Genomic DNA, 23,606 nt, shown 5'->3' with positions numbered 1-23,606 from the left:
GCCTGGCAGTCAACCGCGCAAATGCGGCCCGACTCGTTTCTCCAGCAAGGCGACGAGTTCCGGCTGCATGAATACGTAGTCGTCTGGAATATTCAGACACACGACGCGCTTGCCGCGCAGCCGCGCGTCAAACCGTTGCGACAGGCGTCGCTGGTGGCTGCGTTCCATGACAAAAATCACTTCGGCCCAGTCGAGCTGGTCGGCGTCGAGTTGTACGTCTGCGTCGGGCGCCAAGCCCGCAGAGTCGGTCTCGACGTTGGGCCACTTGGCGAAGACCGCTTCCGCCGTCGGGCTGCGTAGCCGATTGCGGCTGCAGATGAAGAGCGCACGCATCGGCTAGGCCGCTGCCTTCAGCGCCGCCGCTATCGACGCCCGATAGCCCTCCGGCAAATTCACCGGCAACGCATCCGGCGCAAACAGCCCGAGGCGCTTGTGTTCATGACTGACGGTCGGCTCGAACGGGCCGACCAGCGCGCACGCATACGTCGCAATGAACACATGCTTGCCCGGCACGACTTCGAACAGGTACGTGTCGATCAACGCGCCCACTTCCACGCGCAGGTTCAGCTCTTCGGCGATCTCGCGAACCAGGCATTCGGTGGACGTTTCGCCAAGTTCGATGCGGCCGCCGGGCAACTCCCATTCCTCCCGCTCATTGAGCAGCAGAACGATATCGCCGGTGGGGGCGCGGAGGACGCCTTTGATGGAGACGGGGTAGGCAGACATGGGGCCGTCACTTGCCGATGCAGAACCGACTAAAAATCACCCCCAGCAAATCATCACTCGAAAACGCCCCCGTAATGCTGTTCAACGCCTCCTGCGCAAGCCGCAACTCCTCGGCAAACAGATCCAGCGATTGCGCTTGCTGTGCCGCGTGCTCCGCCGCAGTGGCGAGATGTTCGCGGGCCGTGCGCAGCGCAGCGAGATGGCGCTCGCGGGCGAGGTAAAGCCCCTCGCCGCCGCCCTGCCAGCCGGCAATCTCCAGCAACGCCGCGCGCAGCAGTTCGACGCCAAGGCCGTCGCGCGCCGATAGCCACACCTCGGGGGGCTCTGCATCCACGCGGCCCGGTACGGCCACGCCTGAAAGGTCGATCTTGTTGATGACGCGCAGCGTCGGCACGCCGGCGGGCACGTGCTCGGCGATGCGCGCGTCGATGGCGGCATCTTCGGGCGAGAGGCCGTTGGCCCGATAGTCCGCCGCATCCAGCAGATGCAGCACGACGTCGGCGCGGGCGATGGCGGCCCACGTGCGCTCGATGCCGATGCGCTCGACTTCGTCTTCCGTATCGCGCAGGCCCGCCGTGTCGACAATGTTCAGCGGGATGCCTTCAATCTGGATCGTCTGCTGCACCTTGTCGCGCGTGGTACCGGCGATGGGCGTGACGATGGCAAGCTCCGCGCCGGCCAGCGCATTGAGCAGCGACGACTTGCCGACGTTCGGCTGCCCCGCGAGCACCACGTGCAGGCCTTCGCGCAGCAGCGCACCCTGGCGCGCCTGCGCCAGCACGCCGTCAACGGCGGCACGAATGTCGGCAAGTTGACCGCGCGCGTCGGAGGCTTCCAGGAAGTCGATTTCCTCCTCGGGAAAATCCAGCGTCGCTTCGACCAGCATGCGCAGATGGATCACGCGCTCGACCAGCGCATGCACCGCCTGCGAGAACGCGCCATCGAGCGAGCGCGCCGCCGAACGTGCGGCGGCTTCCGTGCTGGCTTCGATCAGATCGGCCACGGCCTCGGCCTGCGCCAGATCCATCTTGTCGTTGAGGAAGGCGCGGCGCGTGAACTCGCCGGGCTCGGCCACGCGCAGACCGATGTCGCGGCCGGCGGCCAGGCAGCGCTGCAGCAGCAGTTGCATCACGACGGGGCCGCCGTGGCCCTGCAGCTCGAGCACGTCTTCGCCGGTGTACGAATGCGGCGCGGGGAACCACAGCGCGATGCCGCGATCGATGGCGTTGCCGTCGGCGTCGAGGAACGGCAGGTAGGTTGCCAGGCGCGGCGTCAGCACGCGTCCGCACACGGCTTGCATGACGGCGCGCACATTAGGCCCCGACACGCGCACCACGCCGATGCCGCCCCGCCCCGGCGCGGTCGCAATCGCAGCGATGGGGATCGTGAGGATGGGCGCGCGTGGCGCGGTGGAAGCGTTCGGCAAGGCGGTGGGGTGGTCAGCAGCAGTCATGGGCGGTATTGTGCGGCAGCCGCGCAGTTGCGCGCCAGTTTCCAACCAAGGAGATTCGGATGATCGATCACACCGGCGTCGTCGTCAGCGATTTCGACGCCAGCAAGCGGTTCTACGAACAGGCGCTCGGCGCCATTGGCCTGGCCAAGGTACTGGAGTTTCCCGCGGCCGTTACGGGCCACACCGACGTGGCCGGCTTTGGCCCGCCGGGCAAGGCGGAGTTCTGGATTTCGGCGGCGATGGCGGGGCAGGCGCCGAACAAGCCGCCGGTGCACGTGGCCTTTCGCGTCGACACGCGTGCCGAAGTGGAGGCGTTCTACGCCGCAGCGATGGCCGCAGGCGGAACCGACAATGGAGCACCCGGCGTGCGGGCGCACTATCACCCGAACTACTACGGTGCGTTCGTGCGTGACCCCGACGGTCACAACATCGAGGCCGTTTGCCACGCATCCGCTTGAGGAGCCGAAGCGTTTCTAGCAGGCATGAAAAAAAAGGGCACCCGAAGGTGCCCTTTTTGCTGAAGCGCATTCGCCTTACTTGGCGGGTGCTGCCTTGTTGTTGGTGCCCAGCATGCGGTTGATCGACCATTGCTGCGCGATCGACAGGCAGTTGTTCACCACCCAGTACAGCACCAGGCCGGCCGGGAAGAAGAAGAACATCACCGAGAACGCGATCGGCATGAACATCATCACCTTGGCCTGCACCGGGTCCGGCGGCGTGGGGTTCAGCTTGGTCTGCACGAACATCGACACGGCCATCAGCACCGGCAGGATGTAGAACGGGTCGGGCGTGGACAGATCGTGCACCCAGCCGATCCACGGCGCGCCGCGCATTTCCACCGACGACAGCAGCGCCCAGTACAACGCCATGAACACCGGAATCTGGATCACGATCGGCAGACAGCCGCCGAGCGGATTGACCTTCTCGGTGCGGTACAGCGTCATCATTTCCTGGTTCATCTTCTGCGGATCGCCCTTGTGGCGCTCGCGGATGGCCGTCATGCGCGGCTGCAGGTCCTTCATCTTCGCCATCGAACGGTAGCTCGTGGCCGACAGCGGGAAGAACACCAGCTTGATCAGCACCGTGAGTGCCACGATCGACCAGCCCCAGTTGCCCAGCAGCGCGTGGATCTTTTCGAGCAGCCAGAACAGCGGCTTGGCGACGATGGTCAGCCAGCCATAGTCCTTCACCAGGTCCAGGCCCGGGGTGATGGCTTCAAGCATGCGCGCTTGCTGCGGGCCGGCGAACAGACGTGCCGTGGCCGACACGCTGGCGCCCGGCGCCACGGTGCCCAGCGGCTCCTGGATGCCGATGCGGTAGAAGTTGTTGTCGACGCGGTTGACGTAGTACTCGCGCTTGACGTTGTCTGCGGGAATCCAAGCCGATGCAAAGTAGTGCTGCACCATCGCCACCCAGCCGCTGTCGGTCGGGGCCGGCACCTGTGCCTTGCCCTTGTCGATGTCGGCAAAGGTGATCTTGTGGAACTTGTCGCCGTCGGTGTACACGGCGGGGCCGGTGAACGTGCTGTAGAAGCGCGACTGCTCGATCGCGCCGCCGTCGCGGGCCAGTTCCAGGTACAGCGTCGGGTTGATCGGGGCAGTGCCGTCGTTCGTCACGTCGAAGCGCGTGTCGATCACGTAGCTGCCGCGCTTGAAGACGTACGTCTTGGCCAGCTTGGCGCCGCCCTTGTCGGCCGTCAGCGTGATCGAGACATCGTTGCCCGTGCCAAGGTCACGCGGGCCGGCCGATGCCGTGAACACCGTCGTGTGGTTCGGGAAGTCGCCGCCGATCAGGCCCGAGCGAGCCAGATAGGTGCGCTCGACGCTGCGGTCGAACAGCACCATCGGGTTGCCGTCGTGGTCTTTCTGATCGAGCAGTTCGAGCTTGGTGACGATGGCGCCGTCGGTGTCGATGGTGGCGCGCAGCAGGTCGGTCGAGATGACGATCTTTTCCGAAGCGGGTGCCTGCGAAGCGGCGCCCGTGGCCGGGGCAGCTTGCGACCCGGCGGCTGCCGTCGTGGACGCGCTCTTCGGCACATCGCCTGCGGGCGTGCTGCCCGGCGCAGCGGCCGTCGTCGTGGCCGTTTGCGGCGTCGGGAAGAACATCGACTGGTGGCCATTCGCGCGTTGCCAGTTGTCGAACAGCAGGACAACCGCCAGCGAGAAGATCACCCAGAGAATGGTGCGTTTGATATCCATGTCGGATTACGGTCTGGGAAGGTGAAGCCAGCGCCGAAAAACGGCTGCGCAGCCCGGTCTTGAACCTGCGTTGCTCACCGTACCCTTGTACGGTTGCGCTTCTCGGTCCAACTTTGGGCTGCTCGCTACGTTTTCCGGCACTGCCTGGATCGACGGCCGCGCAGGCTGGGGGTCAGCTGCGGTCGCGTCGGTCGATGCGGGATCGGTGGAGCGGGGCACAGCGTCGCCAGCGGCGGGCGGCACAGGATCATACCCGCCTTGTGCGAACGGATGGCAGCGGCATAGACGTTTTGCCGCAAGATAACTGCCGTAACCGGGCCCATGAGCGAGCACGGCATCGCGCGCGTAGTCGGAACAGGTCGGGAGGAATCGGCATTGCGCCCCCACAAACGGGCTGAACGCCACTTTGTAGATGCGCAGCAGAAACAGCAGCACGCGCGTCATGGCGTGCTCCCAGCGCCGGGCTGGGACGGTGTGGCCGAAGGCGGTGCCGGCAATGGACGCGCGGCAACCTCAAAGAGGTGCACCAGCTCTTCGCGGCAGATGCGCTTGAAGGCGGTCACGGTCGGTACGTCCTGGCGCGGAAACTTGGCGTGCAGGCGGATCAGCACGTCGCGACCGCCCAGCAAGGGCTGCCGCAGGCGGAACAACTCGCGGCACTGACGCTTGATGAGGTTGCGCTCGACAGCGCGTTTGGCGAATTTCTTGCCGATCACTACGCCCAGGCGCGCTTGCGCGGCGCCGTTGGCGCGCACATACAGAACGAAGTGACGACTACGCCGGACCGGCCGCAAAGCAAAAACGGATGAAAACTCATCCGTTTTTGTCAGCCTCGCGGCCTTGGGGTAGGCGTACAAGCCCATCGCCAGCGTGCCGCAAAGCCATGGGCAACGACTATGAGCCGCCACCCTCGGCGCGGCCGTCTTTAGATGGCCAGGCGCTTACGGCCCTTGGCGCGGCGTGCGTTCAGCACAGCACGGCCACCACGGGTCTTCATGCGAACACGGAAACCGTGGGTGCGCTTGCGACGGGTAACGGAAGGTTGATAGGTACGCTTCATGATGCACTCTCTTGTTAATGGGTGGTGCGGACATTGCCGCACGCGCCGGGCCTAGGGCTACCGCCGCGGCCTGGTGTCGATTCAGTCAGAGAAATCGCCCACGCAGACTGCCGTGCGCTATGTTGTTCAGGTCTAGGGTGTCACCGGAACATCGGGCACCGAGAGCATCGGGCCTAAGCCGGATCAGTCGTGACGAAGTGTTTCTCGCCCCGCATCTGACACGAACAAGCGTGCGCTCCCCTGCTGCGCATCGCAGAACCCGACATTTAAGCGGCATTTTCCACATCTGTCAAGCCTTGCTAATTGGGGATAACGTGCGCTCCGCGCCCGAAATCCACCCACTGGCGAGTTGTCCCCATCGCCTTGTGCGGCTTGGTGTGCTCTGCGAAAAGCGTTGTCGGGACTGGGTTTGCGGGAAGTCAACAAAATCGGTTGTCCACCGCTACTCACAGCGGGTCCACAGGTTATCCACAGACTTATCCTTTGTGGATAACTTTCGGCAGGGGGTACAATCCCGTTCCAATAACGAAAGCCACCCGGTTTCTGGCCTGCGCCAGAAGCCCGGCGGCCGGCCCTCCCGGGGACGTCATCAGACGCGTGTGGCGCCGGTCAAACACCTAACGATAACGATGCAGGATTTCTGGCATGCGGCGTCGGCTCAGCTCGAGAGTGAGCTGACACCGCAACAATTCAAGACGTGGATCAAGCCGCTGACGCCGCTGTCGTTTGACGAGCAGGCGTGCACGCTGCGGATTGCCGCGCCCAACCGCTTCAAGCTCGACTGGGTCAAGAGCCAGTTCTCGGGCCGCATCCAGTCGCTCGCGTGCGACTACTGGGAGGCGGCGGTCGATGTGCAGTTCGTGCTCGACCCGACCGCCGGCCAGCGCCAGGCGGCCCTCCAGCCCGCGCTCGCGCCGGTGCCGATGCAACCCCTCGGCGGGCAAGCAATTCAACCGCGGCAGGTCATGCCGGCCGGCAACGGTGTTGCACATGACGCCACCACGCTGCGCCCCGCGCCGTCCGTGTACCGCGAAACCGCACTCGCAACGGCCAGCCATGCCGCCGCCGATATCGACGTGCCCGTGATGGACGCGGCCGAGGTCAGCGCGCAGTCGTACCGCATGCCGCCGCAGGCGCCCGCCGTGGTCACGAGCCTGGCCGCGCCGCCGCAGGCGCCGGTGGACGATTCCGTGCACGAGCGCTCGCGGCTCAATCAGATCCTGACGTTCGACAACTTCGTCACCGGTAAGGCGAACCAGTTGGCGCGCGCCGCGGCCATCCAGGTGGCCAACAACCCGGGCAAGTCGTACAACCCGCTGTACCTGTACGGCGGCGTGGGCCTGGGCAAGACGCACTTGATCCATGCCATCGGCAACTTCATGCTGATGGAGAACCCCCGTGCGCGCATCCGCTACATCCACGCGGAGCAGTACGTGTCCGATGTGGTGAAGGCATACCAGCGCAAGGCGTTCGACGATTTCAAGCGCTACTACCACTCGCTCGATCTGCTGCTGATCGATGACATTCAATTCTTCTCGGGCAAGAACCGCACGCAGGAAGAGTTCTTCTACGCGTTCGAGGCGCTGATTGCCAACCGCGCGCAGGTCATCATCACCAGCGATACGTATCCGAAAGAGATCACCGGCATCGACGACCGCCTGATCTCGCGCTTCGACTCCGGCCTGACCGTGGCCATCGAGCCGCCCGAGCTGGAAATGCGCGTCGCGATTCTGATGAAGAAGGCGCAGGCCGAGAACGTGACCGTGCCGGAAGAAGTGGCCTTCTTCGTGGCCAAGCACCTGCGCTCGAACGTGCGTGAGCTGGAAGGCGCGCTGCGCAAGATCCTGGCGTACTCGAACTTCCACGGCAAAGAGATCACGATCGAGGTCACGCGGGAGGCGCTCAAAGACCTGCTGACGGTGCAGAACCGCCAGATCTCGGTGGAGAACATCCAGAAGACCTGCGCGGATTTCTACAACATCAAGGTCGCGGACATGTACTCCAAGAAGCGGCCGGCCAACATCGCGCGCCCGCGCCAGATCGCCATGTATCTGGCCAAGGAACTCACGCAGAAAAGCCTGCCCGAGATTGGCGAATTGTTTGGCGGACGCGACCACACCACGGTGCTGCACGCCGTGCGCAAGATCGCCGACGAGCGCACCAAGGACGCCCAGCTCAACCACGAGTTGCACGTGCTGGAGCAAACGCTCAAGGGTTGACCCCGCGATGGTCAGCAGAGCGCATGGCAAAGCCATTCGCCCTGAATCAAGCCTCGACAGACGCCCGCTCGAATGCGGGCGTCTTTTCATGCACAATAGACATATTTGCCGCGCGCGTGACGCTATCCAGCGCCCCCTTATTTGCGGTATAATTTGTGATTAACCCCTTGATTTACAACAACTTTGGGTTAATCGCGAATGCTCCTGCAGGCACCGGCCCATGTGGCCCAGGCTGGGGCGCGCGCGGTGTCACCTCTCAAGCCAAGGATCGCCTTCATGCAATTGGTCAAAACCTCGCGAGACAACCTGCTGCGTCCGCTGCAAATCGTGAGCGGCATCGTGGAACGCCGACACACGCTGCCCATCCTGGCCAATCTGCTGATCACCAAGCAAGGTGAACGGGTTTCCTTCCTGTCCACCGACATCGAAATCCAGATCACCACGCACGCCGATTGCGGCGCCGGCGCCGGCGACATCGCCACCACCGTGGCCGCCCGCAAGCTCGTCGACATCCTGCGTGCCATGCCTGACGGCGAAGTCGCGCTCACGCTCAACGACAAGCGCATGACGGTGCAATCCGGCAAGAGCCGCTTTGCGCTGCAGACGCTGGCCGCCGAAGAATTCCCGACCGTCGCAGAGGCAACCGATTTCGGTGCCCGCATCACGCTGCCGCAGAAGACGCTCAAGCACCTGCTGGCGATGGTGCACTTCGCGATGGCCCAGCAAGACATCCGCTACTACCTCAACGGCATGCTGCTGGTGGTGGACGGCAAGCAAGTCATGGCTGTCGCTACCGACGGCCACCGCCTGGCCTACTGCGGCGTCGAAACCGGCGAGCAACCGGCAGGTGCCGGCGGCCGCCAGGAAGTCATCATCCCGCGCAAGACCATCCTCGAACTGCAGCGCCTGCTGGAAGACGTGGACGATCCTGTCTCGGTGCAACTGGCATCGAACCAGGTCAAGTTCACCTTCGGCAATATCGAGCTGATCTCCAAGCTGGTCGAAGGCAAGTTCCCCGATTTCCAGCGCGTGATCCCGAAGGGTTACCGCAACAGCTTCACGATCGACCGTGCCTTCCTGCAGCAGGCGCTGCAACGCACGGCCATCCTGACCACCGACAAGTTCAAGGGCGTGCGCTGCATGCTCGACACCAACGTCCTGAAGATCAGCTCCACCAACGCTGACCAGGAAGAAGCGCAGGAAGAACTCGAAATCGACTACCAGGGCGATGCGCTGGATATCGGTTTCAACGTCACCTACCTGCTGGACGTGCTGGCCAACCTCAAGGCCGAAAAAGTGCAGGTGAGCCTGGGCGACTCCAACTCGAGCGCACTCATCACCCTGCCGGACGACGACACCTTCAAGTACGTCGTCATGCCGATGCGCATTTGACGCACCGCTGCACCCAGAGCAAGACGAGGGGCTGGATCGTGACGATCCGCCCCTTCGCCGTTTTTAAGCAACCCCGCTGTGTGCGCAAAACGCCCATGGCTGCGAGCAGAACGACATGACCGAAGAGCAGAAACCGCAATCCACCCCCGCCGAGGCCAACAGCTATGACGCCGCCTCGATCCAGATCCTGGAAGGCCTGGAGGCGGTACGCAAGCGGCCGGGCATGTACATCGGCGACACCTCGGATGGCACCGGCCTGCACCACCTCGTGTTCGAGGTGCTGGACAACTCCATCGACGAAGCACTGGCCGGGCATTGCACCGAGATCCAGGTCACCATCCACACGGACAACTCCATCTCCGTGATCGACAACGGCCGTGGCATCCCGACCGGCATCAAGTTTGACGACAAGCACGAGCCCAAGCGCAGCGCGACCGAGATCGCCATGACCGAGCTGCACGCCGGTGGCAAGTTCAACCAGAACAGCTACAAGGTGTCGGGCGGCCTGCACGGCGTGGGCGTGTCTTGCGTCAACGGCCTGTCGAAGTGGATGAAGGTGACGGTGCGCCAGGGCGGCAAGGTGCATTACATCGAGTTTGCACAGGGCGTGCCGCAAAACCGCCTGATCGAAACCGTGCAAGCGCCGGACGGCCAGATGGTCGAGGTCTCGCCGCTGCGCGTGTCGGGCACCACCGACAAGCGCGGCACCGAAGTGCACTTCCTGGCCGATGAAGAGATCTTCACCAACGTCGAATACCACTACGAGATCCTCTCCAAGCGCATTCGCGAGCTCTCGTTCCTGAACAACGGTGTGCACATCAGGCTGACCGACCAGCGCACCGGCAAGGAAGAAGACTTCGCCTTCTCGGGCGGCGTGAAGGGCTTCGTTGAATACATCAACAAGAACAAGTCCGTGCTGCACCCCACCATCTTCTTTGCCGCAGGCGAGAAAGACGGCGTGGCCGTAGAAGTGGCGATGCAGTGGAACGACGCCTACAACGAGCAGGTGCTCTGCTTCACCAACAACATCCCGCAGCGCGACGGCGGCACCCACCTTACGGGCCTGCGCGCCGCCATGACGCGCGTCATCAACAAGTACATCTCCGACAACGAGATCGCCAAGAAGGCCAAGGTCGACACCTCGGGCGACGATATGCGCGAAGGCCTGACCTGCGTGCTGTCCGTCAAGGTGCCGGAGCCCAAGTTCAGCTCGCAGACCAAGGACAAGCTCGTCTCGTCGGAAGTGCGCCTGCCGGTGGAAGAAGTCGTGGCCAAGGCGCTGAGCGACTTCCTGCTGGAAACGCCCGTCGACGCCAAGATCATCTGCGGCAAGATCGTTGAAGCCGCCCGCGCGCGTGAAGCAGCCCGCAAGGCCCGCGAAATGACGCGCCGCAAGGGCGTGCTCGACGGCATGGGCCTGCCCGGCAAACTGGCCGACTGCCAGGAGAAAGACCCCGCGCTGTCAGAACTCTTCATCGTCGAGGGTGACTCCGCAGGCGGCTCTGCCAAGCAAGGCCGCGACCGCAAGTTCCAGGCAATCCTGCCGCTCAAGGGCAAGATCCTGAACGTCGAGCGCGCGCGCTTTGACAAGATGCTCTCCAGCCAGGAAGTGCTCACGCTCATCACCGCCATGGGCACCGGCATTGGCAAAGACGACTACAACCTCGACAAGCTGCGCTACCACCGCATCATCATCATGACCGATGCTGACGTAGACGGCTCGCACATCCGCACGCTGCTGCTCACGTTCTTCTACCGCCAGATGCCCGAGATCATCGAGCGCGGCCACGTGTACATCGCCCAGCCGCCGCTCTACAAGATCAAGCACGGCAAGGAAGAGCGCTACATCAAAGACGACGTCGAGATGGCCGCCTACCTCGTGCGCCAGGCCCTGGACACCGCCGTGCTCGTGCGTGCCGACGGCACCGAGATTGCCGGCGACGCCCTGGCCGAACTCGCACGCCAGTACCAGCTCAGCCGCGGCGTGATCGAGCGCCTGTCTCGCGTGATTGACGCCGACGCCCTGCGCGCCATTGCCGAAGGCGTGGCCCTGGACCTGTCCAGCGAACCCGCAGCCGAAGCCAGCGCCCGCACGCTCAAGGCCCGCCTGCTGGAAATGCAAGGCAACGCCAGCAGCGCCAACGGCGGCGCCACCGCAGACGCCTTCATGCAGTACGACGAAAAGAGCGAGAAATACCGCGTCATGGTCGTACGCCGCCAGCACGGCAACCAGCGCCTGAGCCACATCGACGCCGACTTCGTGGCCGGCGCCGACTACGCCGCCCTGGCCACCACCGCCCAGACCTTCCAGGGCCTGATTGGCGAAGGCGCCAAGGTGCGCCGCGGCACCGGCGACAAGGTGCGCGAGCAGAACGTCTCAGACTTCCACGCCGCCATGACCTGGCTGCTGAGCGAAGCCGAGCGCGGCGTGAGCCGCCAGCGCTACAAGGGTCTGGGCGAAATGAACCCCGAGCAGCTGTGGGAAACCACCATGGACGTCACCCAGCGCCGCCTGCTGCGCGTGCAGATTGAAGACGCCATTGCCGCGGACCAGATTTTCACCACCCTGATGGGCGACGACGTGGAACCGCGCCGGAACTTCATTGAGAGCAATGCGTTGGTGGCGCGGAATATTGATGTTTGAGGTAACGCGAGTTCCCTATAATGAAAAAACCGAGAGATTTTCTCTCGGTTTTTTTTTGCCCTATGACGCGAGATTTATGCGGTAATTTCGCTGAGGGTGCAAGTTCCCGGCGATCGAGGTGCTCGGAATTTTTGCTTGAAAAGAATCGTTTGTAAAAAAGGCTAAAGCAACGTCATTTGCGTTTGGTCAGAGTCACCAAACCGACTCCAATCGAGCGAGTTAAGTATGCTGGTTTTAATCGGACGCTTTTCATCCCAAAAAATTAGCGATGACAAAAGGCTTGTTGCCTGCGGCGATTGCAAAAGATTGAGTACGTTCCGAGCTTCTTCCTCTGTATCGAATGATAGGAAATAGACCGTGTCGTCGAACATCACGGGGCGACCTTCAATGGGGCCAACAAGCCGAAATCGCAATGCTTTATATAGTCCGCAAATCGCAATGCGCCAGGGGCGAAACGCGTAGTCTCCTATGCCAAAGATCGAGAAGCGCGGGTTCTTTGCGTAGATGGAGCTTCCTCTGCCATCAAGTTGGGTAGCGTGAGCTTCGAGATAGGCCCAGGTCTTGGGCGCAATGACGCGAATCGGGGCGGTGTCTTGTCCGACTGTTCTCTGCGTTACGAGCACAAACTTGCTACGCCAATCCTTGTTGCTCCCGATATCCGACCCTTTGAGTAGCGGGAACAAGTACTGGTCTTCAAGATCTGCAATTTCACCAAGTCCGTTCTCATATCCTCCCGGAACTCTCGTGAACTCCATCACGCCAGATGCGTCGTGCTTGACTCCAGACCGCCACTTCTGGGGGCTCTGCCCGACCAGAAAAGAGCATGCTGAGAACGCGTCTAAATCACTTATCGTTAGGCCTTGTCGATGTCCCACCCTGCGACCGCCGGTATCGTCTACGCTCTTAAGAATGGTGTAGTCATACGAAGGCGTTGCTTGTGGGTCTAGCTGGATGACCAGCAAGCACGCGTCAACAAATGCCCCAAAGTGCTTCTTCGCATCGATCTCGACAATGAGTGCATTAACGACGGGTTCACCCTGGCGCTCGGCATGGGCCAGCACTTTTCGAGCTACCGCAGTCTTTACCAGCATCGCAACATCGCCGCGGCGGCCCGAGAGCCATCGGAACATGTCCAGAAGCATCCATTCGGAGATGTCGAAGTTCGCCTTTCCCGTCATAGCTTCAAAGCCGTTGAAGCCGAGGAAGTTAGTTTTCTCCGGTAAGTTTGTTCCGCCGATAGCTCCCTGCGTAGAACTTGTCACCCACGGCAGATTTCCAAGGATCAATAGGTGTCCTTCCAGGGCCTGCGTGATCGACTGCCAGTCAGTGGAGAAGAAGTCTGCTTGATCGAGTCGTACTTTCGGTGTTACCGGCTCGGCCGCTAAGCGCTCTTGCAAGCGATCTAGGTAACTGCCATTGATGTCAATGCCCCGTACCTCCTCAGCCTCCGGAAAAGCTCGCGCAGCAGCCAAGACAAACGCACCCACGCCGCAGGTGGGCTCAATTACAACATCGGGACGTAAGCCCAACTGATGCAGGTAAGTGCATAGTTGGTTCGCCAAGTCATCGGGCGTCTGAAAGTCACCGAACTCAATTCGTCTTTTCTTCTCTGTAGTCATTTCGTAAGCGGCGAGCTCTTGTAGATAGAACGTAGCCCTGACTCCACGCCGGCCTTCTCAATAGCTCGACCATATTGCAATCTCCATTGCAGTGCATTCGAGATTGTGAGATAGCCTTGTTCCGGTTTGTTAATGAGAATTTCCTCTGCCAGATTTTTGAGCTCAATATCGTCTACAGGAAGATTTTTGTCCTGCATATAGGCCATCAAATCTTCAGTGTTTCCTTCGCTCTCCAAGATTTGGCGTAGCCCACGAGTCATTTGAAAGTCGGCAGTGCGCTGTGATTCCACGAAAACTGTGTCGGTCATGCGCAGAGTGGAGGAGCGAATAGCTGGGTCGTCTACCTTGTCGTAGACAAATACGATAAGCCCGTATCCAAGGCCATAGACCTTCTGCCGAGCCGATTTGAAGGGACAAGAGGATTGAGGCTGCCTGATACTTGTGACCTTCATATCCACGCCAAGGCCTGGGAAGTCGATACCGTTTGCGGAATTTCCCTCTTCAAATTCGTATCGATCTTTTAGAAAAGCACGAAACTTGTGCTCAAGATAGGTCCCTACCGCTTTGCCGTCGGTTACGCCATAGAGAGAAGGCTCCCCATGTGTGCTCTCCGCATCCGAAAAGGCCTGTGCTTCTGCGCACAAGAGATCTATGGTCAGTGCTAGTTTGGTCATGTTGTCAGTTGGAGGCGGCCGTGTAGTGAGTGAGAGGGCCTGCAGTTGGTTGGCGCAGCGGCCCTAGAATTTACCTCAATCCGGCGGTCCTTCAATTCTTGGCTGCGGGGAAGCGGCGAGTTCTACCCGCCCCATTGGATAGAGGAGGGGTATGACGTGTACGTCTCTGGCCTGTGACATCTTGGAGTTCCGACTTGCCTCCACACTTACAGGCGTACCGAAGGTTGGCCCAAAATAGGTTAAAGCCGCCCGATACGGGGCGGCTCCATTCAAACCATCAACAACCCATCACCTCACTGCGCTGGCGCCTCCTCCACCCTCTTCCGCGCCCCCCGACTAAACCGCATCGACAGCGCCGCCCGAGCCGTATCCAAAGCCTCACCCTTGCCGGCCACCTTCAGATACGCATACCCCTCCAGCGAAGCCGTCATCAAATCGCTGCCCAGTGCCATCTGCGAGTCGTGCATCTTTTCAAGCAGCTTCTCCACGCGAACGACGCGAGGGCGCAGCGCATCAAACGCCGCCAAGTCGCGCTTCACTTCTGCCAAGCTGTAGTTCACCGAAAGCACGCCGGGGTTGTTACCCAGCACCTCAACAGCTTTACGGCAAAACGCTTCCGACTTGTCGCCCATCTTCGTGATGGTCATGCGCTGGTCGATCGACAGATCGATTAAGCCCGCGAGCTTCTCTTCCAGCGTCTTCAGCGCGGCATCTACTGCGCTCAGGTCTGCGGTGGTGAGTTGAAGCGAAATCAGGTTCTGTGACATTGCATTCCTTCTCTACGTATTAACAAGGTCGCGCCAATTGGCACGACCGGGCGAGATTGGTTTGCTACGGGCCCGATATCAAGGCAGGTCACCACTTTTGACAGAACCCGGGTCGGTGTGTCGCCTCTGCGCAAACGTCTGAGGTCGGAGCGCAGGTCTCAAATCGCCGATTACGCATGTTTCTTGCCCGAGGCCGCGGCCTTCGGGTTCGATCTCGAACCGTTGCAGGCGAATCGCGAGCCACAAACACTCGCATTCCGCTGTCGGAGCTCGAAATTTTCGAGCTCCGACAGCGGGCTTTGAACCTCGGGCGGTGGCGCGCCAGTCAGAACGCGTCAGCGTCGAGGCTTTGACGGCGAAGCTCGGTTCTCGAGGCTCCGATGTATCGAATGTTTTTGAGCCGAGCTCGGGCCTCTAACGGCCGTGCGCGGTGGTTTGATGGCGGAGCACCGCTCGGAGGCTGCCGAAATCGAATGTTTGACCTCGACACACGAACCGAAAACTGCGGCGCTCAGTGTTCGATGGGGCACCGGGGTAGGGCAACGAGTCGAGCTTGTATGTCTGACGCCTGGTCGCTGCGCCCGTCTGCCCAAAATGTGCAACGTGTGGTTGGTCCTTGGGGCTCGGAGCCCGATGCAGGTCAGACGTACAACTGTCAACTGAATCGCTTCTGACAACTAAGCAGTACAGTGCGCCCCAGACTAGATTTGGATTCTCCGAGCATTCCGACTAGCTTGGCTAGCGCTTGTTGACCTCGCGGCGCCATGATCAGCTTTGCCAACGTCGAGCGTACGCCGAATCTATTAAGCGTTCCGTCGACAAGTCTTTTCGATACATCTGCTTTAAAAAATGCCGCGCTCAGCGATATGCCGAGAGAGCCAGATTTTTCCGCTCCGTACTTAACCTGAATGGACTTTCCGACGGCTGTCAGAGTTTGCTCGAAACGGAGTTGCTTTCCCTCATCTTCTTCTTCGATCGCTCGTTGATAGTCCGCAAGCCACTGTCGCAGGCCTGCGTACTTATCACGCATCTGTACTGCCACCGGGATGAGGTCATGAATAGAGTTCGATTCTTCGATGATGTAAGCGGGTATGGGCGGAAGCACGACCTTCGCCATCGCGCCGCCGAACCGCTCGTTGCGGTAGCGAAACATCTTGGCTCGCTCCGTCTCGATGAATTTTTCAAATTGCTGAACGGCATTAGCTTGGTGATAAAACATCTGGGTCTCCGCAACGAGCCTTCGTCGGAATGGATGCCCGAAGTAAGGTGTCGAGGTGAGATCGCTTCTGGCAAGAAGGCCTGCACCCCCCCAAACTAAAGCTGAGAGGTGAGGTGAAGATGTGGAGCGCGTTAGCTCCCACTCCAGTTTTATCTTTTGCATAGCCGTGCGAAGAGATTCGGTCACACAAAGCTCGGCGAGGATCATCTCCCGAATATCGTTGAGACTCTGTCCAAGCGCCGTGTAGTCGTCTGGTTGCACAACTCCTAAACTCTCGAGCGGTGCCAAAAAACCGCCGTCGCGCTGCCAGGCTTCAACGAAACCACTGTCAACGTGCAAGTGGTCGAAACAGACGATGTTGGTAAGCAGACTAATGAGAGCGTCTATCTGGATCGTGCCCGATGGAACTGGATCGAATCGATGGGTCTGCCGGTCTTCCGAGATTGCTATTTCGGAAACGTCTTTCGGCTCGATCCCGTTCTGCATTAGGGCTTCAACGTCTTGCAGCGTCCAGTTGTCAATCATTAGGGCATTGCCCATATCTACTTCCTCCCCAGCTCTCGTTGTGTTGCAGCCAACACTAGCAGAAAGGAAGGCCTGTGACTCCGTGAGTCGATGGGGCGAAAGGGTATGGCAAACGAGCTCCGCAGGGCTTTAGCAAGAATCAGACGCCCACATAAACCTCCATCGCTATAATTGCCCCGCTGCCGCACCAACGGTAGCCGGGTTTGGCGACCTGACATGGCAATACCAGAGAAGACGGACACCCGCCGCAGCGGTCTCGTCCGTATGCACTCGTGCATGCCCTTATGGCGGGCCGGGTGGGGAGACCTTCGGGTCTGCCGGCTTTCTCTGGGGGTCGGTTCGCCAGCCCCGCCGTCAGGCCCGCCACCCCCGTCTGGCGACGAGATGGCGAGCCTCCTTGAACCCAGAGAGGCTGTCATGACTGCAAGTCCCAGCGGGCACCGCCCCGCGTCTTACCCGTCTCCACCTGCAACACCCACCCACGCGCACACGTCTTCCAGCGCAAGCGGACTCACCAAAAACCGCGTCTACTTGAACGGCGCACTCGAAGCGCGGGCGTATCTCAAACTAATGAAGATGCACCGGCGTCTGAAAGCCATGCGCTTGGGGCGGGCAGTAGCGGCGACGCTGGGCTTGACTGCGGCCACGTCCGCTTTCGGCACGGATTTCCGTCCTTTTCCTACCGCACTCTCACTGCCCCGGTATGTTCCGGCTAACACCGTTGTGGCCAGAGACTATTTGACGCCCCAACAGTTATGTGGCGAGGGTACATGCAGGTTGGTGAATTTCCGTCCTGTTAGCCAGATTCATTTCGTCCCGGGTGACATACCGGGCGTGGCGGTCGACGGACCGGCCGTTGTCACGGAAATCAAAGGCTTGGAGATGCAAGTCCTTGTCAATGGGAAACCTCAGACAAGGATGAATGAAGATAAATCGCCCATAACATTTTCTTCGCCGGTCGAAATTCAATTGCTGAGGGACAGTTCCCCGGAGTTGATTAACGGATCAACCGATGAAATTCAGTTCTGGTTTTTCACAAAAACAATGTCGGGATCCGACAGGATCATTAACTACATCCGCCTTAACACGAGGCTGACCAGAATCGAAGGGAGCTGCTCGGTGCCAAGTCAGACCGTGGAACTGCAACCCACCCGCGCAAGAAGCTTGACTGGCATTGGGGCAACGGCTGCCGAGCGCAGCTTCCAGATCAGCATTAACGACTGCCCGAAGGGATACAACAAGATCTTCTACAGGCTCAAGCCGGTGGGCGACACGATCGAGGCTTCGGCAGGTGTATTGCCGCTTTCGCCCGAATCAACCGCCAAAGGCGTGAGGATCAAGGTAACTGACAGTGCGGGGGCGCCTGTTGTATTCGATACGTCCACCAGAATCGATGACTACAACAAGGACACCGGCGGTTCGTTCTCGATCCCGATGCGGGTGTCATACGTTCAGACCGAAACCAACGTCACGCCCGGCACGGTGAATGCCGCCATGTCGGTGCTGATGGAGTATCAGTAACGAGCGGCGGCGCGGAAGCGCTCGACTGTAAGGGCCGCTAACAAAACCGGTCGACGAATGGCCCGCGGATGACGGCGCAAGCCAGGGTGAGCAAAGCGAGATGAGCATCCAGAGAGCGCTCGAAACGAAGGCGCAACTTGCAGAAGGAGACGCCATCTCGCTTCCCGATCTAGCCGCCGTAGAGCGGCGTGGCTACAGCCCATAACAAGAGATGGACGCATTCCCGTGACGGGCGGGCATGCCCATCTATCAACCGTGCGCCTCGATGCTCACCTTCGCATACGAGTCGCGCTCAATCTCCAGCACCTGCACAGAAAGCTGAAGGTGCACGCCTGCCGGCGCACTGCACTGCGCTTGCAAGACCGCCAACACGCTTGCCGACAGTTCGCGCCGCGTCTCCAACGGTCGCCCGCTCAAGATCGCGAGATCAGCGTGTACAAATGCGCGCGGCGCGCTGGCGGTGCCAACGGCAAACGTGTCGCACCGGTGGCTTCGGCTTTTGATGTCGGCCTCAACAAAATGCCCGGTCGCAGCAAGGGCTGTGTTGACGGCGAGCAGGGTCGCTTTGGCGTCAAAGGCGTTGAGGTTAGCGGAGTATTCAAGTGTGAGATGGGGCATGGCGGGGCCGTGCTGCACGGCGGTTGTTGGGGGAGTGCGGCACAGATTGTGATGCAAGGGGCAGCCCCTGGGCCAACGCCAATTTCCACAGTGGGGGATTCAGAAAACGGCCGTCTGGCCAACCGCTTCGCGCCCACCCGGCAGCTCACTGTGGTGTCCGGGCATTCTTGATGGCCTTCGATTGGTACCTGATGTGGTTAGCCCTTAGGCCATCCGCTCAGCCAACGCGAATCCACGATCACACCGCATGAAGTTCGCTACCACCCCAATACTCAACTTTCCTCAGCCCCACCGTTAGCACGCGCGCGCAGATGGTAGTTTCCAGCCTGATACGGCGTGTCCGGCGCAAGCCCTGCACAGCCAACAAAAAATAAGCGCAGTGCGCGTGCTGGCATGAACGGGTCATCGCCAGTACGCCCCACGGGTGAGGAAGCCCCTCGGCACAGCGTTGGCCCTGCACAGTCAGTGGCCCTTGCATTGTTTTGAGGGGAAAGCCGCATGCAGTCTCATACGCCATCTGCGGTACGGTTGGTGGACAATCGGCGTGGCCGCATTTCGCTGCAGTATCTCGAACAGGCCCAGCAACATCGGGTGCGTACCAGCATCCGGGCAATCGCAGCGCGCTCGCTCTATCAATGGGATGAAGCCGAGCCGCACCAGGCCGACGTGCTGGTGCTGGAGGGTGACCAAGCCGACGTACGCGCGGCAGGCCCCTTCAAGCTATGGCTGGGTCAGCCTGCGCCCGACGTGTTGGGCGACGACGTATTCAGTCTGCCGCGCGCCTTCAGCACCCCCATGCTCTGGGGCGTGCTCGACCTGATCGCGTTGCGGCTGATGGACAGTCGCAGGCAGCCCATCGAGGCCGGCAGCGCATCGTTCATCCAGACCGATTCCGATACCGCCACCGCTAACGCCGCCGGCATCGCGCCCGATATCACCGCGACCGACAAGCCCGCATACCGCTTGCTCAGGCCCGTCACGCTGGATGCGCACCTCAGCCAACCGCGCTTTCGTGTGGCAATGGATGGCATGACCGCGCGCCCCGTCAGCCTGGATGAACTCGTCCATCACGGTGCACTTGAACTCGAAGAGGCGCGCCTGCTGCTGCGCACGCTCAAGGAGTGCGGCGCGTTGGAAATCTGTGTGGGCAGTCAATCCAATCCAACCATGGCGCCAGTGCAGCCGCTGCACGCCGGGCCGCCTCACGCCGGGCCGCCGCCCGATGGCTGGCTGTCACGCGCACGCCGCTGGCTGCACGGGCGCGCCGGCCAGTGACGAGTGACGGCAGCAGCTGGCGCCTTCCGCCCACGCGCACTCTGAGCCCCATGTCGGGGCTTGATTCCGCAACCTTCCACAAGGTCGATGAGGTCGACGAGGTCGACAAGGTCCCCGGCCGTGCGCCGTATCGGCATGCACGCATCCACAGCGCTGGTGCAGAGCGCGAGCGCCCCTTGCGGTGTGCCATGAGCACTCCGCTTGATGTCTCGCCCTGCCGGGTCGGTCCAGCATTCTCAGGTGCAGTAGGGTCGCAATGACGCTTTCGCTCAAAGATCTTCAATTGCTGACGGCGCTCGTCGGCAGCCTGCACGAGGCATCGCCCGATAGCGTGGCGGAGCGCCCTGCGGTGGCACGCAAGCTCGAGTCATTGTTGGGCATTGATGTCATGTCGCATATCGTCCGGCACGAGGCCAACCCCGTTCCCATCCACACCTCCACATGGGGCCGGGATCACCAATTGAATGCGGACTACAAGCAGTACTTCCATGCGGTCGACCCGATCTCCCCGCTGTTGCACCGTCGCGCAGACCCGCTGCTCGTGGAGGGCATCATCGGCCGGCGCAGCCTGCAGCGCACGGAATACTTCACCGATTTCCTCACGCGGTACAAGGTCTACCCAGGCATGAGCCTGTGCCTGGATGCCGGCGGCGGAACCTTGCTCGATTACCGCCTGGGCACGAGCGAAGTCGGCCGCGTCTTTGGCGAGCGCGAGCTGCGTATTCTCGATCTGCTGCGTCCACACCTCATCAACGCCCACCGGCAACGCGCCTTCGCCGCGTTGGAGGGCGATGGACGCGCCGCCAGCAGCCGCCCGTCGTTCGTGCTCGACCCTGCGCGGGCCCCACAACCCAACCGCGCCGCAGAAGCGCTGATGGCCGGCTGGAGCGCAATCGAGCGCGAAGGGTTGCTGCAGTTGTTGAACCGGATCGCCCTAGGCGCGAGCGAGCCGATGCAGTGGGCCGGGTTCGACCTCTGCACAAAGTTCGAACACGCCGCAGATGGCCGCATCGTTCACCGCCTGTATCTGACGGCCGGTACCGTGGGCTCGGGGGCGTGGTTCCAGCAGGCGTTCAAGGTGACGCGGCGCGAAGGCGAGGTGTGCGAACTGCTGCTCAAGGGCCTGTCGGACAAGCAGATCTCCAAGGCGCTGAATATCAGCTACTGGACGGTGCGCAGCCACGTTGGGCGGGTGCTGGATAAGCTTGGGATTGAATCGCGCAGTGCTGTCGCTGCGCGTGTCATGGCTGCACGATGATGCGTGCAACAACGGCCGCGACGGCCGCGCCAAGGCGGCCGATGCGCGGTTCCCGATCCTTGATTCGCGATGCTGCCTCGGCGGTGCCTAGTTCACCAACGTAGTAACGCTCTTCGCCGGCAGCGTCACCGTAAACGTATTCCCACTCACGGCCACCGCCGCCTGCTGCTCAAACGTTGCGGTTGCCGTCGTCCGGTACGGCGTCAGGCTGGTCACCGTGCGGCCCGCCGGGTTGATCGACGTCGTCAGGGTCACGTCCGTGGCGTTCTCGTTCACCAGCACCACCACGGCCTTGTTGTCGGCGGCGCCCGCGGGCGTGCCGAACGCAGAAACACGCACGCCCTTCTGCGGCAGCGTTGTCGTGTCGTAGCGCACGTAGCCGGGGCGGATGAAGTACGCAAAGTGCTTCAGGCCAATGCCGAAGTAGGTGGGCTTGTTGTCCGAGCCGATCAGGCCGGTGGGCTGGGCGTCGTTGGAGTTGACCAGCCACCAGTAGACGTAGGCGTTGTACTGCCCCAGCGTAAAGCCGTCGTGGATCTCCTTTGCAATGGCAATCGCATCATCAATGCTCGTCTGCCAAGACGTCTTGTTGTCGGCCTTGTTGACGGAGTCCAGGAAGTGCTCGGTCATCCAGACGTCCTTGCCCAGCCTGCGGGCTGACGTCGGATACGCGGGCACGCCGCCGTACAAGTGGCCGCCAATGATCGAGACGTTGGCGGCCGCATTGGCATCGCCCAGCAGCGTGTCCGCCGTGGCCTGAGAAAAGTAGAACGATTCCGGGGCCATCAGCTTGGTCGTGGTGCCGGCCACGGCTGCCGCGCCTTGGGCGGCAGTCCAGGCACGCATTTCGTCGGGGCTCCAGAGGCAGGATTCGTAGGTCGCCGGGTCCCAGTCCGGTTCGTTCTGCAGGGATACGGCGTAGAGCCGCACGTTGCGCGTGGCGGCGTAGCGGATGTAGCTGTTCAGGTACTTGGCGTAGTCGGCGTAGTGCGCTGGGTCCAGGCGCCCGCTGTAGAGCGGGTTGCTGCGGGTGGTGTTGACGATCTTCATGCTGGCCGGGGGCGTCCACGGCGATGCAAAGACGAGGGCGCCGCGTGCCTGGGCGGCGGCGCCGTTCTCAAGCTCGGCTGTCCACTGCGTGGTGTCGGCCGTCTGCGTTGTGGTGTTCCACTCGGCCGGCGCGATGCGCAGCCGCAGGATGGACAGCCCAAGGCTGTCGGTCAGGCTGGTGCCGAACAGCGCGTTCAGGCGGTCGTCCGCCATCTTGCTGTAGTACCAGGCCGCCGATCCGCCGAACCCCTGGATGGTCTGCTTCGCGCTGCCAAAGTTGATGGCGGCGGCCGCAGCGGCGGGCTTGATGGTCAGCGCGGTGCTGACCAGGGCCGTGCGGTAGTGCGCGCTGTCCCGCGGCACGAACGTCGCCTGCAGGATCACGCTGCCAGCCGTGCTGGTGGTGGCGGCACTCAGCGGTGCGCCATCGGCCGTGGTGTAAGAGGCCGGGTCCACCGTGCCCCCGATGCCGTACAGCGCGTAGGGCGTGGTGGAGACCTGCGCCGGCGTCAGCGCTGAGCCCTGCGTCACGGCAGCGGGCAAGTCCCACCGCACCGGCGGCTCGGCCTTGTTGACGATCAGCGTGCGCACGGCGGTGGTGCTGGCGTATTTGGTTGTGTCCTGCGGCGTGAATGTCACCGACAGGGTTTGCGTGCCGACCTCCAGCTTGGTCCCGGCCGCCGGCGAATACGTGAAGGTGCCGGGCACATTGGCGGTGGCGTTCAACTGCGCCGTGCTGAGCGCCGTGCCCCACGCGATCGATGCAGGGTTCAGCCAGATGATCGTCGGGGTGGACGTGGTTGGCGCAGGGGTGGGTGCGGGCGTTGGCGCGGGTGTCGGGGCTGGCGTTGTCGGCGTCGGCGTAGTGGTTGGGGTGGTGGCCGGCGCAGGCGCTGGTGCCGGGCTGGCCCCGGGGCTGGACGTTGCCACGGGGGCCGTCGTTGCGGCCGTGGACGAGTCTGCAGGCGCGTCGCCGCCGCCACCGCAGGCCGCCAGCCCCAGGCTCAGCAAACCGATCACCATGCTCCGCGCGAGGCGTGGATGCGGGTCTTGCGGCGCGCGCGTTCTTCTCGACGTCAACGTCAACGACATGTCTGGGCTCATTTTTTTGGATGGGTTACGCGGGCAGCCACCCCCTACGAAAGTGGGGTGCGCTGTGTTGAGCACGCGGTATCCCATGGCGCCTCGGCACGCGTCAAGGCAAGGACGGGGTTGTTGAGAGTTCTTGAAAATCCCCATGGCTTTGCGCCATGAACAAGCCGGCAGGGCGCACCAAACCTGCGCCGCACGCAAGACGGCTTTGGCGTAACGCACTGCGGCCCGCACTGTTGCGCTGGGGGTATCGATGCGCGGGGCAGCGCGTTCCAAATCGGTGCGGCCCGCACCAA

19 protein-coding genes and 2 pseudogenes are annotated in these 23,606 nt (G+C 61.9%); 7 read left to right on the top strand and 14 right to left on the bottom strand.

The window, feature by feature from the left end; genetic code table 11:
- Nucleotides 1-9 precede the first annotated feature (9 nt).
- Genes R2669_RS13355 through mnmE form a run of 3 tightly spaced genes read right to left on the bottom strand, consistent with a single transcriptional unit; the run spans nt 10 to nt 2,179 of the window.
- Entirely contained in the window at nt 10-333 is a 324-nt protein-coding gene (locus tag R2669_RS13355) for a low molecular weight protein tyrosine phosphatase family protein (RefSeq protein WP_147213439.1), read from the bottom strand.
- 3 nt (nt 334-336) lie between these two features.
- Entirely contained in the window at nt 337-726 is a 390-nt protein-coding gene (locus tag R2669_RS13350) for an NUDIX hydrolase (RefSeq protein WP_316900556.1), read from the bottom strand.
- 7 nt (nt 727-733) lie between these two features.
- Nucleotides 734-2,179: a tRNA uridine-5-carboxymethylaminomethyl(34) synthesis GTPase MnmE gene (gene mnmE / locus R2669_RS13345; protein WP_316900554.1), complete on the bottom strand. Its 1,446-nt coding sequence runs from the start codon at nt 2,177-2,179 to the stop codon at nt 734-736.
- 59 nt (nt 2,180-2,238) lie between these two features.
- Between mnmE and R2669_RS13340 the strand changes: the two genes are divergently transcribed.
- Nucleotides 2,239-2,637, top strand: a complete 399-nt coding sequence (locus R2669_RS13340) for a VOC family protein (protein WP_316900552.1) — start codon at nt 2,239-2,241, stop codon at nt 2,635-2,637.
- 75 nt (nt 2,638-2,712) lie between these two features.
- Here the strand turns inward: R2669_RS13340 and yidC are convergent, their stop codons facing one another.
- The 4 genes and pseudogenes from yidC to rpmH all read right to left on the bottom strand — a co-directional run bounded on the left by yidC (nt 2,713) and on the right by rpmH (nt 5,437).
- On the bottom strand, nt 2,713-4,377 hold the full coding sequence (gene yidC, locus R2669_RS13335; RefSeq protein WP_147213436.1) for a membrane protein insertase YidC: 1,665 nt from the start codon (nt 4,375-4,377) through the stop codon (nt 2,713-2,715).
- 147 nt (nt 4,378-4,524) lie between these two features.
- Nucleotides 4,525-4,821, bottom strand: a pseudogene (gene yidD / locus R2669_RS13330) (membrane protein insertion efficiency factor YidD); the annotation flags it as partial.
- A complete protein-coding gene (gene rnpA / locus R2669_RS13325) occupies nt 4,818-5,240 on the bottom strand; it encodes a ribonuclease P protein component (protein ID WP_316888928.1) in 423 nt (140 codons plus the stop codon). The pseudogene yidD and the gene rnpA, both read right to left, overlap by 4 nt.
- A 62-nt stretch (nt 5,241-5,302) precedes the next feature.
- Complete coding sequence (gene rpmH, locus R2669_RS13320; RefSeq protein WP_003262958.1) at nt 5,303-5,437, bottom strand: 50S ribosomal protein L34; 135 nt, start codon at nt 5,435-5,437, stop codon at nt 5,303-5,305.
- A 629-nt stretch (nt 5,438-6,066) separates the two neighbouring features.
- Here rpmH and dnaA point away from each other — a divergent pair.
- The 3 genes from dnaA to gyrB all read left to right on the top strand — a co-directional run bounded on the left by dnaA (nt 6,067) and on the right by gyrB (nt 11,692).
- Nucleotides 6,067-7,656, top strand: coding sequence for a chromosomal replication initiator protein DnaA (dnaA, locus tag R2669_RS13315; protein ID WP_147213433.1), 1,590 nt, complete (start codon nt 6,067-6,069; stop codon nt 7,654-7,656).
- A 276-nt stretch (nt 7,657-7,932) separates the two neighbouring features.
- On the top strand, nt 7,933-9,048 hold the full coding sequence (gene dnaN / locus R2669_RS13310) for a DNA polymerase III subunit beta (protein WP_012760842.1): 1,116 nt from the start codon (nt 7,933-7,935) through the stop codon (nt 9,046-9,048).
- Nucleotides 9,049-9,163: 115 nt separating this feature from the next.
- On the top strand, nt 9,164-11,692 hold the full coding sequence (gene gyrB / locus R2669_RS13305; RefSeq protein WP_316900550.1) for a DNA topoisomerase (ATP-hydrolyzing) subunit B: 2,529 nt from the start codon (nt 9,164-9,166) through the stop codon (nt 11,690-11,692).
- A 161-nt stretch (nt 11,693-11,853) separates the two neighbouring features.
- Here the strand turns inward: gyrB and R2669_RS13300 are convergent, their stop codons facing one another.
- From R2669_RS13300 to R2669_RS13285, 4 genes are all read right to left on the bottom strand, one after another.
- Nucleotides 11,854-13,311: an SAM-dependent methyltransferase gene (locus R2669_RS13300; RefSeq protein WP_316900549.1), complete on the bottom strand. Its 1,458-nt coding sequence runs from the start codon at nt 13,309-13,311 to the stop codon at nt 11,854-11,856.
- Nucleotides 13,308-13,985, bottom strand: coding sequence for a type II restriction-modification system restriction endonuclease (locus tag R2669_RS13295; protein ID WP_316900547.1), 678 nt, complete (start codon nt 13,983-13,985; stop codon nt 13,308-13,310). The genes R2669_RS13300 and R2669_RS13295 overlap by 4 nt, the downstream gene beginning before the upstream one ends.
- A 293-nt stretch (nt 13,986-14,278) precedes the next feature.
- Nucleotides 14,279-14,752, bottom strand: a complete 474-nt coding sequence (locus tag R2669_RS13290) for a hypothetical protein (RefSeq protein WP_316900545.1) — start codon at nt 14,750-14,752, stop codon at nt 14,279-14,281.
- Between the two features lie 655 nt (nt 14,753-15,407).
- The gene (locus tag R2669_RS13285; protein WP_316900544.1) at nt 15,408-16,511 is read right to left on the bottom strand and encodes a hypothetical protein; all 1,104 of its coding nucleotides are present in this window, start codon (nt 16,509-16,511) and stop codon (nt 15,408-15,410) included.
- A 555-nt stretch (nt 16,512-17,066) separates the two neighbouring features.
- On the opposite strand from R2669_RS13285, the gene R2669_RS13280 reads away from it, so the two are divergent.
- A complete protein-coding gene (locus R2669_RS13280; protein ID WP_316900863.1) occupies nt 17,067-18,017 on the top strand; it encodes a fimbrial protein in 951 nt (316 codons plus the stop codon).
- Nucleotides 18,018-18,054: 37 nt separating this feature from the next.
- On the opposite strand, the pseudogene R2669_RS13275 reads toward R2669_RS13280, so the two are convergent.
- Together R2669_RS13275 and R2669_RS13270 are read right to left on the bottom strand one after the other, a co-directional pair.
- Nucleotides 18,055-18,162: pseudogene (locus R2669_RS13275) on the bottom strand (IS5/IS1182 family transposase); the annotation flags it as partial.
- 104 nt (nt 18,163-18,266) lie between these two features.
- Nucleotides 18,267-18,635 (bottom strand): 5-carboxymethyl-2-hydroxymuconate Delta-isomerase, encoded by a 369-nt coding sequence (locus tag R2669_RS13270; RefSeq protein ID WP_316900542.1) that lies wholly within the window; start codon nt 18,633-18,635, stop codon nt 18,267-18,269.
- Nucleotides 18,636-19,133: 498 nt separating this feature from the next.
- Here R2669_RS13270 and R2669_RS13265 point away from each other — a divergent pair, with 498 nt between their 5' ends.
- Nucleotides 19,134-19,910 (top strand): hypothetical protein, encoded by a 777-nt coding sequence (locus R2669_RS13265; protein WP_316900539.1) that lies wholly within the window; start codon nt 19,134-19,136, stop codon nt 19,908-19,910.
- A 256-nt stretch (nt 19,911-20,166) separates the two neighbouring features.
- Nucleotides 20,167-21,168, top strand: a complete 1,002-nt coding sequence (locus tag R2669_RS13260) for a helix-turn-helix transcriptional regulator (protein WP_316900537.1) — start codon at nt 20,167-20,169, stop codon at nt 21,166-21,168.
- An 87-nt stretch (nt 21,169-21,255) separates the two neighbouring features.
- Here the strand turns inward: R2669_RS13260 and R2669_RS13255 are convergent, their stop codons facing one another.
- Nucleotides 21,256-23,241 carry a glycoside hydrolase gene (locus tag R2669_RS13255; protein ID WP_316900535.1) on the bottom strand — a complete coding sequence of 662 codons (1,986 nt, stop codon included), beginning with the start codon at nt 23,239-23,241 and terminating at the stop codon, nt 21,256-21,258.
- Between the last annotated feature and the right edge of the window lie 365 nt (nt 23,242-23,606).

The sequence above is a fragment of the Ralstonia edaphi genome (genome assembly GCF_958350185.1).
GTDB lineage: Bacteria > Pseudomonadota > Gammaproteobacteria > Burkholderiales > Burkholderiaceae > Ralstonia > Ralstonia edaphi.
The sequence above is the reverse complement of the archived record's forward strand: the minus strand, read 5'-3'. Positions and strand labels throughout refer to the sequence as shown.